The organism is Sporosarcina sp. resist (assembly GCF_014302295.1).
GTDB lineage: Bacteria > Bacillota > Bacilli > Bacillales_A > Planococcaceae > Sporosarcina > Sporosarcina psychrophila.
Map to the genome: position 1 here is coordinate 4,665,523 of NZ_CP060287.1, position 16,382 is coordinate 4,681,904.

14 protein-coding genes are annotated in these 16,382 nt (G+C 42.6%); all 14 read right to left on the reverse strand.

Translation table 11 applies throughout. The features are described from left to right. Positions 1 to 42: 42 nt before the first annotated feature. The 14 genes from H7992_RS22375 to H7992_RS22440 all read right to left on the reverse strand — a co-directional run bounded on the left by H7992_RS22375 (position 43) and on the right by H7992_RS22440 (position 16,291). Positions 43 to 1,533 (reverse strand): nitrate/nitrite transporter, encoded by a 1,491-nt coding sequence (locus H7992_RS22375; RefSeq protein ID WP_187046083.1) that lies wholly within the window; start codon positions 1,531 to 1,533, stop codon positions 43 to 45. A gap of 445 nt (positions 1,534 to 1,978) precedes the next feature. Further along, complete coding sequence (locus H7992_RS22380) at positions 1,979 to 2,506, reverse strand: hemerythrin domain-containing protein (RefSeq protein WP_187046084.1); 528 nt, start codon at positions 2,504 to 2,506, stop codon at positions 1,979 to 1,981. Between the two features lie 18 nt (positions 2,507 to 2,524). Further along, complete coding sequence (locus tag H7992_RS22385) at positions 2,525 to 3,172, reverse strand: response regulator (RefSeq protein ID WP_067213456.1); 648 nt, start codon at positions 3,170 to 3,172, stop codon at positions 2,525 to 2,527. Then, complete coding sequence (locus H7992_RS22390; protein ID WP_187048019.1) at positions 3,169 to 4,242, reverse strand: sensor histidine kinase; 1,074 nt, start codon at positions 4,240 to 4,242, stop codon at positions 3,169 to 3,171. Before H7992_RS22390 ends, H7992_RS22385 begins: the two co-directional genes overlap by 4 nt. Further along, complete coding sequence (locus H7992_RS22395; RefSeq protein WP_187046085.1) at positions 4,242 to 4,706, reverse strand: GAF domain-containing protein; 465 nt, start codon at positions 4,704 to 4,706, stop codon at positions 4,242 to 4,244. Before H7992_RS22395 ends, H7992_RS22390 begins: the two co-directional genes overlap by 1 nt. A gap of 50 nt (positions 4,707 to 4,756) precedes the next feature. Then, on the reverse strand, positions 4,757 to 5,437 hold the full coding sequence (gene narI, locus H7992_RS22400; RefSeq protein ID WP_067213468.1) for a respiratory nitrate reductase subunit gamma: 681 nt from the start codon (positions 5,435 to 5,437) through the stop codon (positions 4,757 to 4,759). After that, on the reverse strand, positions 5,430 to 5,999 hold the full coding sequence (gene narJ, locus H7992_RS22405; protein WP_067213470.1) for a nitrate reductase molybdenum cofactor assembly chaperone: 570 nt from the start codon (positions 5,997 to 5,999) through the stop codon (positions 5,430 to 5,432). The genes narI and narJ overlap by 8 nt, the downstream gene beginning before the upstream one ends. Next, a complete protein-coding gene (gene narH / locus H7992_RS22410; protein ID WP_067213472.1) occupies positions 5,992 to 7,596 on the reverse strand; it encodes a nitrate reductase subunit beta in 1,605 nt (534 codons plus the stop codon). The genes narJ and narH overlap by 8 nt, the downstream gene beginning before the upstream one ends. Next, positions 7,586 to 11,260, reverse strand: a complete 3,675-nt coding sequence (locus H7992_RS22415) for a nitrate reductase subunit alpha (RefSeq protein ID WP_187046086.1) — start codon at positions 11,258 to 11,260, stop codon at positions 7,586 to 7,588. Before H7992_RS22415 ends, narH begins: the two co-directional genes overlap by 11 nt. Positions 11,261 to 11,507: 247 nt before the next feature. Beyond that, positions 11,508 to 11,714, reverse strand: coding sequence for a hypothetical protein (locus H7992_RS22420; protein ID WP_187046087.1), 207 nt, complete (start codon positions 11,712 to 11,714; stop codon positions 11,508 to 11,510). Between the two features lie 47 nt (positions 11,715 to 11,761). Continuing rightward, positions 11,762 to 12,460 (reverse strand): iron-sulfur cluster repair di-iron protein, encoded by a 699-nt coding sequence (ric, locus tag H7992_RS22425; RefSeq protein ID WP_067213475.1) that lies wholly within the window; start codon positions 12,458 to 12,460, stop codon positions 11,762 to 11,764. Between the two features lie 173 nt (positions 12,461 to 12,633). After that, positions 12,634 to 13,671, reverse strand: a complete 1,038-nt coding sequence (locus H7992_RS22430; RefSeq protein WP_370569927.1) for a ribonucleotide-diphosphate reductase subunit beta — start codon at positions 13,669 to 13,671, stop codon at positions 12,634 to 12,636. Further along, positions 13,650 to 14,090: a flavodoxin gene (locus H7992_RS22435; protein WP_067213478.1), complete on the reverse strand. Its 441-nt coding sequence runs from the start codon at positions 14,088 to 14,090 to the stop codon at positions 13,650 to 13,652. The genes H7992_RS22430 and H7992_RS22435 overlap by 22 nt, the downstream gene beginning before the upstream one ends. After that, positions 14,075 to 16,291: a ribonucleoside-diphosphate reductase subunit alpha gene (locus tag H7992_RS22440; RefSeq protein WP_370570016.1), complete on the reverse strand. Its 2,217-nt coding sequence runs from the start codon at positions 16,289 to 16,291 to the stop codon at positions 14,075 to 14,077. The genes H7992_RS22435 and H7992_RS22440 overlap by 16 nt, the downstream gene beginning before the upstream one ends. Positions 16,292 to 16,382: the final 91 nt, after the last annotated feature.

Genomic DNA, 16,382 nt, shown 5'->3' on the forward strand with positions numbered 1-16,382 from the left:
AATTGAAGCGAGGGCTACCGGTCTTTACGACCGGATGCCCTCTTAGCCTCGCGGCGTTATATCACTGAATGTGCCGACGTAACGAGTTACATCTCCGGAACCATCCTTCACCGCGCTAATTGACAGCAGTTCAAGGTATTCTTCGCCATTTTTGCGTTTATTCCATATTTCACCTTGCCATAATCCATCTTGACCAATTTGACTCCACATAGACGTGTAGAATTCTTTCGAGTGTCTACCTGAACTGTACATATTCGGATTACTTCCAATCACTTCTTCGGTATATCCTGTCAGCCTTGTAAAAGCAGGATTCACAGACTGAATTGTTCCCGAAGCATCTGTTACAAGAATCCCTTGACCCGTTGAATTGAAGACTTCTGCAGACATGCTAAGTCGATCCATATAATAAAGCCAAATGACAAGGACCAAGCTCGCAAGTGCAACTTGAGAGAATGCCATGAAACCGATTGAATAGGAACCTGTCATCGAATGAATAATCGATAGTAGTAAAGGTGGGAAGAATCCACCAAGCCCCCCCATCATCGATACAATCCCATTAGCAATTCCAGCTTGTTTGTTGAAGTAAAACGGAACGAGTTTGAAGATTACACCATTACCTATTCCTGCTGCAACAGCAATTAACATACTTCCCGCTGTATATAATGCAATAGTAGGTGAAAACGCGAGAATAATAGCCGCAAATGTAAGTCCCGCAAAGACACCCATCAATAAGAACAACGGTTGGAATTTGTCAGCAAGCCATCCTCCGACCGGGCGCAGGAATGTTGCCACTGCAATGAAACCTGCAGTCCGCATGCCTGCATCCACTTTTTCCAGTTCGAAGTACGTGACCAAAAAGTTCGGTAAAAATATTGTAAATGCAACAAACGAACCGAATGTAATGAAATAAAATAATGAGAAGAACCACAGTTTTTCATTTTTATAAACGCCTTTAATTTGCTCAAGTATCGGTGTTTTCACTTTCACTTCTTGCTTGTCTCCAAATATGAAATTCAAGGCCGCGAAGATAAGCAACAGTACGAGATAGAATTTGACGGTCATTGACCAACCGACTTGCGTGGCAATTACCGGTGCAGCAAATGTTGAAATTGCAGTCCCCATATTCCCCATACCGTAAATACCATTAACGAGACCATGCTTCTCTTTCGGGTAATACTTAGGCAGCGATGTTACACCCACGGAGAATACAGCACCCCCGATTCCGAGGAACGTACCGCCAACGATCAAATCCGCGAACGTTGAAGCAGCACTTATGTAAAATACCGGAAACAGGAGTAATATGAAACTCACAAAAAAGATAATTCTTGCGCCAAATATATTTGCATAATAGCCAAGTGGAATTCTAAGGATAGATCCCAAAACGACCGGAACAGCAGTTACAATCGCAAGTTTTTCGGCAGGAATAGCAATATCTTCCCGGATGAATGGCAATAGTGAGGATATGAGTACCCATACCATAAAACCGACTACTAAGTTCGCCGTCTGTAATGGAAGTTGTAATTTTTTATTCATTCAAATCAATCCCATCGTTGTATTTTGAATGAAACCGACATTGATTCCCTGCTTTAATTATAATTGAATTAGTTCAGTGTAAAATAGTAGGTAGTCCCCGATAACCTATAAGGGTTTTCCCTACATCTAGCAATCTACATACATATGTTGATCATCCAAAAACAACCAGTAAATAACTTAAGCCAACACTAGGCACTTCGTGTACAGTCACTTTTGGATTGCTTTGGATTGAACGACCTCTAAACGATTACCGAGATATCTTGATGTGTAGGGATGACGAAGTCACTTCTAGCCACATTTGTCCCTCGGTAAAGATGTCATGAATAGTTCTACTAAATCGGACCGGAAATGATCCAGTGAAAATGGTGTTTTTCAAGCCTTTCTTACCTGTTCTTTATGCAAGAAAATGGTTAATCAATAGACGCGCTATCTACGTTATATATGCTTAAAGAATCGAAGTATATAATTGTTCATAGAGTTTATCCTGCTCTTTGATATTAAGGATATTATTAACCATTAAAAATAGTACAGATTCTTCTTTCACAAAATGAACAGTGATAACCTCAAATGCTTCTGCGGCGTCTTGAACTACCTTCTTCATTTCCTCCATCGTAAAGTGGTTTACATCACCGCGTGTGTGATGAAGAAAATGACCGATGTAGGCATCAATTTCACCATGTTCTTCCTCCGTTGCATTGACTGGTCCCTGTTCTGAACCGACGTATTGGGCAAGCATTGGGAACAAAAATTCTTCTTCTTTGTCTGTATGATTCTTTAACGGCTCGATGAAATCAACGATGAGTTTCCGAAGTGACTTCAGTGCTTCATGGCCTTCTTTGACAGTATAGATATCCCGTTCAAAAGCCAGAACAATTGTATGCCAGCCACTCATTAAATACTCTAAATAGCGATGTTCATTTTCAAGCACACGTAAAGCTGGTAAGTCGAACTTGAACTTTTGTGCCTCAGCCATTTGAAACACACCTTTCTGCTAAAAGTTTAATAGTTTTTTACGTAACGCATATTCAACGAGTTCAGGTCTGCTTTTCAACTGCAGTTTTTCCATAATCCTAGCTTTGTGCGCTTCGACAGTCTTAACAGAAATATATAGTTTCTCTGCAATTTCTTTGTTTCCAAACCCTTTTGCCGCAAGCGGAAGAACTTCAATTTCGCGTTTTGTTAAGATCTTGAAAGGATCATCTTCTACCACTTCCGTGCCCTTTTTAACAAACTCACGGACAAGTGAAGTGGTCATAGCAGGATGAATATACGTATCACCGGCATGAACTGTACGTATTGCGGCAAGTAATTCACCATCGGGCGCATTTTTTAGAACATAGCCCGATGCTCCATTTTTTAACACATGAAATAAATACTCTTCATCATCATGCATTGTCAAAATAAGAATTTTTGTTTCTGGAAAATCTTCATTAATTTTACCGGTAGCAATTAGACCGCTCTCTCCGGGAGGCATGCTTAAATCCAACAGCAATACATCTGGTCGGTACTTTGCGACTAAAGCATATGCTTCTAGACCATCTGCGGCAGTGGCAACGACTTCCATATCACTTTGGAAATTCAGGATATGCATAAAGCCACTACGAACGACGGCGTGGTCATCCGCAATAATTATTTTCATTTGCTATCCTCCCCTTCCTCAGACGCTCTAAGTGGGATTTCAACTCGTACAGAAGTTCCTTTACCAATACTCGATTGAATAACGAACTGGCCATTCACCAGTTCTGCTCGTTCTCTCATTCCATAAAGGCCAAGACCCGTACCAATTGGATTGATTTTATTTTTATCAAATCCTGCACCCTTGTCATACACACTCAATTCAAGGTTTCCTGAACGTTCAAACAACCGAACATAAACTTCATCCGTTTCTGCATACTTAAGCGCATTGAGAATGGACTCCTGGCAAATCCGATAGACAACTGTCTCAATTTCACCTTCATATCTTTTAGCTTCAAGTTCAGCAGTAAAATGAACGATTAATCCATAATTTTTCTCAATCCATTTAAAATGTGTCCTAAAAGCAGCTTCGAGGCCAAGGTCATCTAAAGTAGCTGGTCGTAACTCAACAGACAAGTGACGAATATCATCCAGTAAACGCATCAATGAGCCTTCCGCTTGTTGAATCTTTTTGAGTACTTCAGAATCGACATTCATGTATTTCAACACACGCAAGTCAACAAGGGAACTTAACATTTCCTGGGCTACGCTATCATGTAATTCCCTCGACAACCTCTTGCGTTCATCTTCTTGTGCTTTAATGACATTTTTCATCATGGTTTTCTGGTTAAGTGTTTCTTGTGTCTTGTACTGCTTCGTCAAATCTCTCAACATGAAGACACGAATTCCATTTTCTTCATCGATGGTCTGATAACTTGCCGTGTACGGAGTTATTCCTTTGCCTTGCGTGTCAAGGTAAACTTGAAATGAGCTGAAATCTTTTTGTGGACTTACCAAATAGCAGGATAGGCATGTCTGAAGTTCCGATTCACTTGTATACCCTTTACAAGACATGCAAATTGCTTTTACATCTCCCGCAATCATTCCATTCAGTACTTCCGCACCTATAATAAGTTCCGCTGCACTATTCATAGCAATTACTTTTCCAGCTGAGTCAAAAAAGAAGATGGCCTCAGCTGAATTGTCGTACATTTTCATTAACAAGTCTGTCAACTGAAAACTCCCGATTTGCATCACTGTTTTACCATCTCCTTATTATAATACGGACCAAATCTCAGGCCGACATGATTTATAAAGCCTGAAAATTCTTCTGCAGTCATCCTTTTTCCCTCTCGATAAGCTACTAGTAACACACCATGGACGCGATTATATTTATAAAGAGGTATCGCTCCAAAACTTTTTAAGTCTTCTGCAATAATAATTGGATAGTTAAACAGATCCATTGAATCAAGTTCCAGGTCTCTATCGTGAACAAAAAATGGTTTTCCTGATTTAAAAACATGCCCTGCAACACCTTTTCCAGTTTGCAAAGTGATACGTTTATATCGGTTGCTACGATTGCCTGCTACGTATTTCCATTTCTGGACGAAACGCATTTCCGCTGACTCAACAAGTGCCAGAGCGACAAAGTCGAAACCGAAAATCGATTGTAACCGTTCTATTTCTTGCTGATAATCAAATCTTAATTGTTCATCCATTGCTATTTCTCCCTATATAGAAAAAAGGCAAAGCTGCCTTTTTTCGTTCATTAGTTTTCACGGTGCCTTCTATACAGGATATAGCTTCTTCCTACATAATTCAACGGTACACTCCAGACGTGAACCAATCTGGTAAACGGCCACATTGCAAAAATGAGGAACCCAGATAAAACATGAAGCTGAAATGCCAGTGGTACACCTATCATATAGGCACCTTCCGGTCGAAAAATCAGCAAGGAACGGAACCATATTGAAATTGAACTTCGGTAATCAAATTCTGGCTGTGTAATACTAGTTGCAATTACACTGTACATACCGATGAATACGATGAACAGCAATAGAGAGTTGACGATTAAGTCTGATGCAGATGACAACTTACGTACGCTTTTTAATGCAAAACGGCGATATGTTAAAATAAACATCCCCGCAAATGTGACGACACCAAAAAATCCTCCACCCCAAACAGCGCCCATATGATACATATGATCACTAACACCAAGTGCTTGCGTCCATTCCTTCGGGACAGCAAGCCCCACGACATGGCCCGCTATTACAGGCATGATGCCAATATGGAACAGTAAACTACCTATCATCAGTTGTTTCTTTTCTATAAATTCACTTGATTTTGCAGTCCAGCCAAACTGGTCGTTCCGGTATCTGAAAATATGCCCTACAACAAATGTTGCCATACACAGATAAGGGAAAATGACCCATAGAAATTGATTAGCCATTTGTAGGCGCCTCCTGACGAGCACATGACTTAAAGGTTACCCTCATCCCCTTAATTAGATGGAAATAGGGACTATTATATTTCTCCAGCGCTTTTAACAGATGATATGTTCCGTCTTCCAAAACAGCGAGTAACATACCAAAACTTTGTTCTGCCCTCGGGTCACCTATCCATTCGCATGCGTAGATAAATTCACACATAAGCGGCAAGAAGTCGGACAGTTCACCGTCTGGCATATTCAGGCCAAACATTTCATAAAGCACTTTTAATTTAGCAAGCATTTGACCGCGATCTTTCGCATCCTGATACTTTACGTAAGTCATGAACAGCGTTGAATCCGTTTGGAAATCAAACGTATATGTATACATTTCCTGGATATCATCAAAGCTGTAGTCATGCATTAACTCCCAGTAAGTTTTAATATGCACATACGCCGGATGGGAAGAGTCAACTGACTCTTCCATGACTGACGGATGAAAGTTTATCTTTTCCGGGTACGTAAGTTGCTGTGCGAAGAAGCCAAATGTGTGTTTTTCGTTATACAGCTTCTGCAGATCAATCACGCCAAATCCCCCCGTAAAAGTTCTCTTCGTAAATTTCTTTACCTGACTTCACTTGTGGTTGTGTACCACAACCATCACAGCTACTATCTTCTTGTTTTATACCTGCGTAGTTGTATGGACTTTCTGAAGTACCCATACTGTAGTCGCCCATTTCCACATAGCCTTCAGATCCTTGTGAACGGTATGCATTCATATGACCTTCTTTATGTGCTGTCGGGATAACAAAGCGATCTTCGTACTTTGCAATCGCCAGAAGTCTGTACATTGACTTCGTTTGATGAGCAGTCAGACCGACACGTTCTAGACGTGATTCATCGAATTCTTTACCAGATGACATGGCACGCATGTATGAACGCATCATTGCCATTCTTTGCAGTGCACCTTTCACTGTTTCGGTATCTCCTGCTGTAAGCATATTTGCGAGATACTGAATCGGAATACGCATTTCCTCAATTGCTGGGAAAATCATATCAGGATTCTTAATCGAGTCTTTACCTTCAAAATAGTTCATGATTGGGCTCAATGGCGGGACATACCATACCATCGGCAACGTGCGGTATTCAGGGTGAAGCGGGAAGGCAAGTTTATATTCAATTGCTAGTTTATAAACCGGTGAATTTTGTGCGCCTTCAATCCATTCTTCGGAAATACCATCTTTTCTAGCCTGAGCAATAACTTCCGGATCATTTGGATCGAGGAATAAATCAATTTGCGCTTTGTACAAATCTTTTTCGTTCGGTGTAGAAGCCGCTTCTAAAACGCGATCTGCGTCATATAAAAGAACACCAAGATAACGGATTCTGCCTGTACACGTTTCAGAACAAACCGTTGGTAGTCCCGACTCAATCCTCGGGAAACAGAATGTACATTTCTCGGCTTTATTTGTTTTCCAGTTAAAGTAGACTTTCTTGTATGGACAACCGGTCATGCAATAACGCCAGCCTCGACACGCTTCTTGGTCTACGAGGACGATTCCATCTTCATCGCGTTTGTAGATGGCGCCTGATGGACAGGATGCCACACAACTCGGATTGAGACAGTGCTCACAGAGTCTTGGCAAGTACATCATAAATGCTTGTTCAAAGTTAAATTTAATTTCTTCTTCTATCTTTTCAATATTAGGATCCATTGGTCCCGTAATGTGAGCCCCAGCAAGTTGGTCTTCCCAGTTTGGGCCCCATTCTAGATCAATGTATTCTCCTGTCACAACAGACTTTGCACGAGCAACGGGCGTATGTTTACTGTCTGGTGCCGAAGTCAGTTTTTCATAGTCATATGTCCATGGTTCGTAATAGTCCTTCATTTCAGGCATATCCGGGTTATAGAAAATCTTCCCTAGAGCAATTTTTGATAGCTTCGAACCGGATTTCAATTCGAGTTTACCTTTTTTATTAATTTGCCATCCGCCTTTATAAAGCTCCTGGTCTTCCCAGCGTTTTGGATAGCCTATCCCCGGTTTTGTTTCGACGTTATTAAACCACATATACTCTGCACCTTCACGGTTTGTCCACGTCGTTTTGCACGTAACACTACATGTATGGCAGCCAATACATTTATCCAGATTCATTACCATTGCAACTTGTGCTTTAATTTTCAAGCCAGTTTACCTCCTTCATCTTACGGACTGCAACGTACTCATCTCGCTGATTTCCGATTGGTCCGTAGTAGTTGAATCCGTAACTGAGTTGCGCATAGCCGCCAACCATTTGCGTCGGTTTCATGTGAATTCGTGTCGGCGCGTTATGGCTTCCGCCTCGTTCCTCTGAAATTTCAGAGCCTGGTACTTGAATATGCTTGTCTTGCGCGTGATACATGAACATGGTTCCTTTAGGTATTCTGTGACTGACTACGGCACGTGCAGTAACAACACCGTTTCGGTTATAAACCTCAAGCCATTGGTTGTCGTCAATACCATGCTCTTCAGCATTTTCACTGGAAATCCAAACAGTCGGTCCCCCACGGAATAACGTCAGCATATGCTGGTTGTCCTGGTACGTCGTGTGGATATTCCATTTACCATGCGGCGTCAAATACCTAAGTACAAGTGAATCTTGACCGCCTATGATTTTTTTGTCCCGCGGACCGAATACCATTGGTGGAAGCGTAGGTTTGTAAACGGGTAGACCTTCTCCGAAATCCAGGAATAATTCATGGTCAATGTAGAAGTGCTGCCTTCCGGTTAATGTCCTGAACGGAACCAGTCGTTCGATATTCGTCGTAAAAGGCGAGTAACGGCGCCCGAGTTTATTCGAACCGGAGAATACTGGTGTCGGTATGACTTCACGCGGCTGGGCGGTAATGCTTGCAAACGTGAAGCGCTCTGCCGCGCGATCGGCTGAAATATCTTTCAATTCAACGCCGGTATCTGCTTCTGCTGCTACGAAAGCCTTTTGAGAAACGCGACCATTCGTTGCAGAAGATAGTGTCAGCATTGCTTCTGCCGCATGTTTTGCTGTATGCAGTTTAGGCAATCCGTTTTTGATAGATTCATCGAAATAGGTGCCGTTGATGTCCTTCATCATTTCATATTCATCGGCTACAGAAAAACTGACGCCGTGCGCTCCCACTTTACCAGTCGATAATAATGGTCCAAGCGTGACGTATTTATCATAAATTTGTGTATAATCACGTTCGACAATTGTCATAGCTGGCATTGTTTTACCCGGTATCGCTTCAACTTCACCTTTTTTCCAGTCCTTCACTTCGCCATAAGGCTGGGCAATTTCCTGGATAGAATCATGCGCAAGCGGTGAAGTTACAAGGTCCTTATAAACGCCTGGAAGATGAACTTTCGCCATTTCCGAGAATGTTTCCGCAAGTGCGCGGTAAATATCCCAATCAGAACGAGATTCCCAAAGCGGGTCAACTGCTGGGTTGAACGGGTGAACAAATGGATGCATATCTGTTGAAGAAAGATCGTGTTTCTCATACCAAGTTGCTGCTGGAAGAACGACATCTGCGTATAACGGAGTTGTTGTCATTCTGAAATCCAGTGCCACAAGAAGATCGAGTTTTCCTTCCACATCATCGCGCCAAACAATTTCTTCAGGCTTAACATCTTCATTTGGTGTTGCAAGCAGAGCGTGGGAAGCGCCGAATAAATGTTTCATAAAGTATTCCTGACCTTTTGCAGAACTCGACACTAAGTTGGAGCGCCAAACAAATAGAGAGCGCGGGAAGTTTTCCGGTGCATCCGGATCTTCAATTGCAAATTTTGTTTCGCCTGACTTGATTTGTTCCAGTGTATAATTAACGATTTCCTGTGTTGTTGTTTTTCCTTCTTTGGCTGCCTCTTCTGCAAACGTCAGGCTGTTCTTGTTGAACTGAGGGTAAGATGGCAACCAACCAAGTCGTGCAGCCAAGACGTTATAGTCTGCAGGATGCTGATAGCGGGCTTTTCCTCCTGTCGGTGACATAAGAAGATCCGCGCCCATTTCCTCGTACTTCCATTGATCAGTTGCAAAATAGAAATAAGATGTCGCGTTTTGAAGTCGCGCCGGCGCTTGCCAGTCACGTGCAAATGCGATTGTGCTCCACCCTTCAATCGGACGGCATTTTTCTTGACCAACGTAATGGGCCCAGCCACCACCATTAACGCCTTGACAACCAGTTAACATAACGAGGTTAAGGATCGATCTATAAATGGTGTCACTGTTAAACCAGTGGTTAATACCCGCACCCATAATAATCATCGAACGGCCGCCTGTTTCAAGCGCATTATGTGCAAATTCCCGCGCGATTTGGGTAACCAGTTCAGGTTTAACACTTGTGATTTTCTCCTGCCATGCTGGCGTGTAGAATGATTCTGCGTCGTCATAACCAGATGCTTCGAGTTCACTACCAATCCGGTTAACACCATACTGGCTAAGCATCAAATCGTGAACAGTTGTTACAAGACTTTCGGTTCCGTCTGCAAGTGTTACTTTTTTCACCGGAATCGGACGTTTGAATGTTCCGTTTGACACGTTGTCGAAGAATGGGAAAACAATTTCTTTCCATTCCGCGCCATGATCGGCCACTGACAAGGCCGGTTCAACGCGTGTTCCGTCTACATTATCAAGAATTAGATTCCACTTCTTGTCCTCTTCCCAACGTTGTCCCATCGTACCGTTCGGAACAATAATTTCATTTGTCGTTTCATCAAAAATAACCGGTTTCCACTCAGCGTGCTGGGATGCTTGCCCTATATCACTTGCCCGTAAAAATCGACCCGCTTTATAAGAATCTTCATGTGTATCGAGTGTTATTAGGAAAGGCATATCTGTATATTGTTTCGCGTAATTCAAGAACATCGGCTCTTTACGCTGTTCATAAAATTCATCGAGAATGACGTGCGTCATTGCTTGAGCAACTGCAGCGTCCGTTCCGGGATTTGCCGCAATCCAGTCATCCGCATGCGTAACACTTTCTGCGTAATCCGGGGCCACAGAAACTACTTTCGTCCCTTTGTAGCGCACTTCTGTCATGAAGTGAGCATCTGGCGTTCTTGTTAGCGGTACATTCGATCCCCACATAATGATGTAACCAGCGTTAAACCAATCACTCGATTCAGGGACGTCTGTCTGCTCACCCCAAATTTGTGGAGAAGATGGCGGTAAATCCGCATACCAGTCATAGAAGCTAAGCATTTCGCCGCCAAGAAGAGAGAGGAATCGTGCACCTGACGCATAGCTGACCATTGACATTGCCGGAATCGGTGTAAATCCAGCTATCCGATCGGGACCGTACTTTTGGATTGTATAAATAAGCTGTGCCGAAATCATTAAGGTTGCATCTCTCCAGTTAACCCGGACATGGCCGCCTTTGCCACGCGCTTTTTTATATTCATCTGCCTTATCAGGATCTTCTACGATGCTAGCCCATGCTTTTACAGGGTCTTTCAGTTCAGAAACTGCTTTAGTCCACATACGCCATAACTTCCCTCGTATGTATGGATACTTCACGCGAAGCGGGCTATATTCATACCAGGAAAATGAAGCTCCACGAGGACATCCACGCGGTTCAAATTCAGGCATATCAGGGCCACATGAAGGATAATCAATTTGCTGGTTTTCCCAAGTAATAATGCCGTTTTTCACAAATACTTTCCAACTGCATGACCCTGTACAGTTCACGCCATGCGTTGTCCGAACCACTTTGTCATGAGACCAACGTTGGCGGTACATATTTTCCCAATCTCGACTTTTTTCTTCTAAAATTGACCAATTTCCTGAAAAACGTTCAACTGGCTTGAAATAATTAAGTCCAAATTTTTTCTTCATTGGAATAGCTCACTCCTTTTTAGAATAACTAACGATCTATGACGGGAATCAAAGACTTATTCATTCACATACTATTAATTTTAAGTATCATCCTGATTCTTTCCTAGTAGGGATGTGCCTATTTGATGTGGGGAATACCCTTATAAAAAGAAAAGCGGAAAGCGCCCGGAGCTAACCAACGTTCCATGTTGAAAATCTATAGTTTCTATCTTTAAATTAAAAAGCCGCCTACTCTGCCCATTACGGACTAGATTAAGCGACCTTTTTCGAATCGATATATACGTGTTATTACTTTCTCTGTCTCTATCAGTATTGCTCCAAACTTACCGAGCACCCTGGCGAACGTTAAAACGACCCCCGCTAGCAAACCTAGCCATGCAATTAGTTTCATACTATCCCAGACTCTTTCATATCTATTTCTATAGTCATAACGGACTTCGCTAAACCACTCCACATAAAAAACCACCTTTGTAGATAGGTGGTTTTTTGTCCTTTAATCAATCACAGTGCGACACGGACACGGTCGAATAAGTTGTTATTTTCGAGATGGACATGTTCAAATGTGTCTTTTTCAAGTTGTGCAAGACGTGCGTACACGAGTCTATACGTTCCACAGGCTTCGTCTGGTAGCGTGAAATTATTCGTTAGATCACGTATTTCAAATAATAATTTACCTGCGTGTTCGTGCTCTTGCTCAAGTTCCGTTACAAGCGGCTTAACCTTTTCTTTCAATTCAGGTGTAGGATTTTCTAAAAACTCCAGAATTAGCGGAAATACGTTGGCATCTTCGTCTGCCGTGTGATCAAGAAGTTCACTTCGTAATTCTTTAAAAATCTCTTGAACGCGAAGTAGATGCGGATGATTTTCTCCATGGACACGGGCAACCTTTGTAATGTACGGTGCGAGAAGCGGTAATTCTTCCCGTAGCCCAGTATGATACTTTTCTTGAATATAGGAGACGAGCGTTTTTGAACCGAATGACGTTGGATCGATGCCACTTTGCTGCTCGCGTTTCTCCTCTATTTTTTTGACACTATTTAGAACCTCTTCAGGATTGAGTTTTCGTTCTTTAGCTGCATCTTTAAGAGCAATTTTTCCACCGCAACAGAAATCGATGCGCAAACTTCTAAACAAATCAGCACTTTGAGGGAGCTCCGTGACGATATCACAAACTTGTGTATCAAGTGTTAGTCGACTCATAATTTTTTCCTCCTCTGCTTGTTTTAATGAGAATTATTCTCACCCTTAGTTTACAAGGCAGCCATTCGTACCGATAGTAGGGTTTGCCCTATTTAAGATACTACATCCCCATTCAAATCCCTTCTTACTTGAAAAAAAAACGCACACGATTTTTCCCGTGTGCGTTCATATACTTACAAATCATCAAATCCATTAAGATCGCTTGTTTTGACGTATTGACGTGATGATTGTTCAAAGAAGTCGGTTTTAGTATCGTCGAAGCTGTCGACATATGCACGAATCCATTTCATTGGGTTGTCAGTGAACTCCGGATAAATTTCACTAAGTCCGAGCATGCGAAGCATTTTGTTCGCGCGATATTTCACATAGCCTTCCATTTCGGCAAGTTCGATACCTTCAATATCTGCTAGTACGTAACGGCTCCAGATGACTTCCTGTTCGACCGAATGTTTGAACTGATCGTAAATCCAAGCCGTGAATTCATCTGTATTTTGTTCAGGGTTTTCTGCAAGTGCTGCGCGGAAAATGTCACTAATTGCTTTACCATGTTGCAATTCATCACGATTAATATACGAAATCATTGTCGAAGTACCGACCATTTTCTGATTGCGTGCGAGATTGTAGAAGAATGCGAATCCACTATAGAAAAATAGCCCTTCTAGTAGCGTCGTATAGACCATCGCTTTCAATGCTGATTCGATTGTCGGACGCTCGGCGAAGTCATTGTATACTTCTACAATGCGCTCATTCCGTTTCAATAGCACTTCGTCTGAGCGGCCCATTTCAAATGAAGCCATCTGCTTATTAAGTGTCGTAACGGAAGATAGTACGTACGCATAGCTGTGATTATGTTCACTTTCTTGATCGGCAATTGTGGCCATAATTGATTTAACAGAAGGATCGGTTGTATAATCCGCCATTTTCAAAGCGATTGTCGTCTGTGGTCCGTCAAGTGTCGCGAGTAAGCCAATAATTTTAAGAAATGCGTCTTGTTCCGGCTTTGTCAGCGTCGAGAATTGCTTAACGTCTTGTGTCATATCGACTTCATTGGCCGTCCAGAATAGTGAACGGATTTGTTGACGCAATGTATAGAAATGGGGATGTGCGATGTCATTCCAGTTGAGGATACCACTCGCCTTGCCCCCGAAAATAGCCGTTGATTTGTTTGGATGTGCAGGTTCCAAGACCTTCACTCGTTTAAGTTTTTCCAATTTCTGATGACTCCCTTCGACCATTCAATTACTTTTTCTTGCTGTATGCCACGTGGACTTTGTTCGATTTTAAGCGGCTCATAAGGGGATGCGTAAAACCGCGCTAACTTCACCGCTGCGTGGCAGAATAATGCATCGCCGCCAAATTGGGTATCACCCGTTCCAAAGACGTATACATTATCCGGTTTATACCCTACATCCGCTACAAAGTCTTTTACTTCATCAGGCGTTGAGCCTTGCTCCCATGTGAATGACCCCAAGAGCATCGCATCGAAATCACGAGGGTTCGGAATGACGCCCCCACCGATTCGAAACGTTGTAACAGCTATATTTTCCGCTACTAGCGTTTCTTCAATCATTTCAGCAACTTCCTGCGTGTTTCCGCTCCACGATGCGTAGACGATTAAGAATGACACCATTCACACTCTTCGATATCCGTCGCAGTTGAACGTGTGTAGTATGTCGTTTTCATACCAGACTTCCACGCTTGCAAATGAAGTTCAAGCAGAACCGATGCACGAATTGAATTCGGAACATAGATGTTGAAAGAAATTGCTTGGTCAATATGGCGCTGTCTTGCTGCGTTTTGTTTGATTGACCAACGCTGATCGACAATATAAGCGGAGCGTCGATAGACGTCATATGTGTTGTGATTAAGGTCAGGCGCAACAACTGGAAGCTTATAATCTTTCTTTTCTTCATGATAAAACGGTTTGAAAACCGGATCAATTGATGCAGTTGATCCTGCGATAATAGATGTCGAGCTATTCGGTGCAATTGCCATCAAATAACCATTTCTCATACCATTTGTTGCAACATCGATGCGGAGTTCATGCCATTCCTTCGAGTCATAGTTCTTGTTGTCGAAATAAACGCCAGACTGCCATTCGGATCCTTCATATAATGGGTACGATCCTTTTTCAGTAGCCAGTTGCATCGAAGCTTTAATCGTCAAATAAGCTATTTTCTCATATAATTTATCAGCGTAATCCACTGCTTCGTTTGATTCCCATTGAATGTTTTGCAAGGCAAGCAAATGATGCCAGCCAAATGTCCCTAGACCGATTCCACGGTAACGCGCGTTAGTTCGTTGCGCTTGGACAACCGGTATTTTATTAAGATCGATGACGTTATCAAGCATGCGCACTTGAATTGTAATGAGTCTTTCCAAAACGCTTGCTGGAACAGCTCGTCCCAGGTTAATGGATGATAAATTACAGACGACAAAATCGCCCGGTTTTGAACGCGTGACCACGATATCGTCTTCGAGCGTAACAGACTCGAATTCAGTCGGGCTCATATTTTGCGTGATTTCTGTGCAAAGATTCGATGAATAAATCATGCCTTTATGTTTGTTAGCATTCGCACGGTTCACTTCATCACGGTAAAACATGTACGGCGTTCCCGTTTCCAATTGGCTACGCATAATCCGTTTCATAAGATCGATAGCAGGAACGATTTCCCGACTAAGTTCAGGATTATTAACACACTCTTCGTATTTCTCACGGAACGAACCTGCCCCTTTTGTTTCATCGTAAAAGTCCTCTAGTGAATAACCCATAACCACCCGAACTTCATGCGGATCAAACAAGTGCCAGTCCCCACGTGCATCAACTTGTTCCATATAAATATCAGGAAGGCAGACGCCCGTGAAAATATCGTGTGCGCGCAAGCGGTCGTCTCCGTTGTTTAACTTGAGGTCAAGGAACGTAAAAATGTCTTTGTGCCAAACATCGAGATAAACGGCGATTGCACCTTGTCGCTGACCAAGTTGGTCAACACTTACTGCCGTGTTGTTCAACTGCTTAATCCATGGAAGTACGCCACTTGAAGCGCCTTTAAATCCACGAATGGATGAGCCACGACTGCGGACTTTCCCCATGTAAACACCAATGCCGCCACCGTATTTCGACAAGTTAGCTATATCCGTATTGCTGTCATAGATGCCTTGCAAAGAATCGTCGACCGTATCGATAAAGCAACTTGATAACTGGCCGTGCGGTTTTCCAGCATTCGACAATGTCGGCGTTGCAACCGTCATATAGAGACTGCTCATCGCCCAGTATGATTCCGCTACTTTTTCAAGCCGGTTAGTTGTCTCATCCTGCATCAATGTCATTGCAATAACAAGCCAGCGCTCTTGCGGAAGTTCAACCGATTGTTTGCTAAAGTCAACAGCGACATAACGGTCCATAAGTGTTTTCAAACCGATATATGTAAATAGCTTGTCCCGTTCTGGTTCGATTAGATTACCGAGAATAACAAGATCTTCGCGTGAATACTTTTCCGTTAAGACGGGTGTGTATAATCCCTGCTCGACTAGACGGGCAACGTTTTCAGCAAAATCCGTATAGACCTTTGCACCGCGAAGCTGAGCTTGACGATTGTAAACATCACGTAAGTGAATTCGGGCCGCAACGAAAGTCCAGTACGTCGATACCTCATCGATATTGCTGAGCGTTTCTAGAATCATCGCTTTTGTCCATTCTGATGCGCTTGCTCCAGGATGACGCTCATTCCATTTTTCACTTGCAGTAAATAATGGACGAATCTTCTCCCCACCAAACTCGTTCTGTAAGTCTTCCAATAGCATCTCCGTACTCGTCTTAGTAATATTCATTGTCATTTTCATCGGCTCCTTTATCAAACCTAATTTTTCTATTTCCAATAAAAAACGATAATCCCACCTTTTTCAGGCAGATCCATCGTTT

What these genes read in the sequence shown, in the direction of transcription:
- H7992_RS22375 (WP_187046083.1), bottom strand. Translation starts at nt 1,533, where the DNA reads ATGAATAAAAAATTACAACTTCCATTACAGACGGCGAACTTAGTAGTC.
- H7992_RS22380 (WP_187046084.1), bottom strand. Translation starts at nt 2,506, where the DNA reads ATGGCTGAGGCACAAAAGTTCAAGTTCGACTTACCAGCTTTACGTGTG.
- H7992_RS22385 (WP_067213456.1), bottom strand. Translation starts at nt 3,172, where the DNA reads ATGAAAATAATTATTGCGGATGACCACGCCGTCGTTCGTAGTGGCTTT.
- H7992_RS22390 (WP_187048019.1), bottom strand. Translation starts at nt 4,242, where the DNA reads ATGCAAATCGGGAGTTTTCAGTTGACAGACTTGTTAATGAAAATGTAC.
- H7992_RS22395 (WP_187046085.1), bottom strand. Translation starts at nt 4,706, where the DNA reads ATGGATGAACAATTAAGATTTGATTATCAGCAAGAAATAGAACGGTTA.
- narI (WP_067213468.1), bottom strand. Translation starts at nt 5,437, where the DNA reads ATGGCTAATCAATTTCTATGGGTCATTTTCCCTTATCTGTGTATGGCA.
- H7992_RS22415 (WP_187046086.1), bottom strand. Translation starts at nt 11,260, where the DNA reads ATGAAGAAAAAATTTGGACTTAATTATTTCAAGCCAGTTGAACGTTTT.
- ric (WP_067213475.1), bottom strand. Translation starts at nt 12,460, where the DNA reads ATGAGTCGACTAACACTTGATACACAAGTTTGTGATATCGTCACGGAG.
- H7992_RS22435 (WP_067213478.1), bottom strand. Translation starts at nt 14,090, where the DNA reads ATGGTGTCATTCTTAATCGTCTACGCATCGTGGAGCGGAAACACGCAG.
- H7992_RS22440 (WP_370570016.1), bottom strand. Translation starts at nt 16,291, where the DNA reads ATGAATATTACTAAGACGAGTACGGAGATGCTATTGGAAGACTTACAG.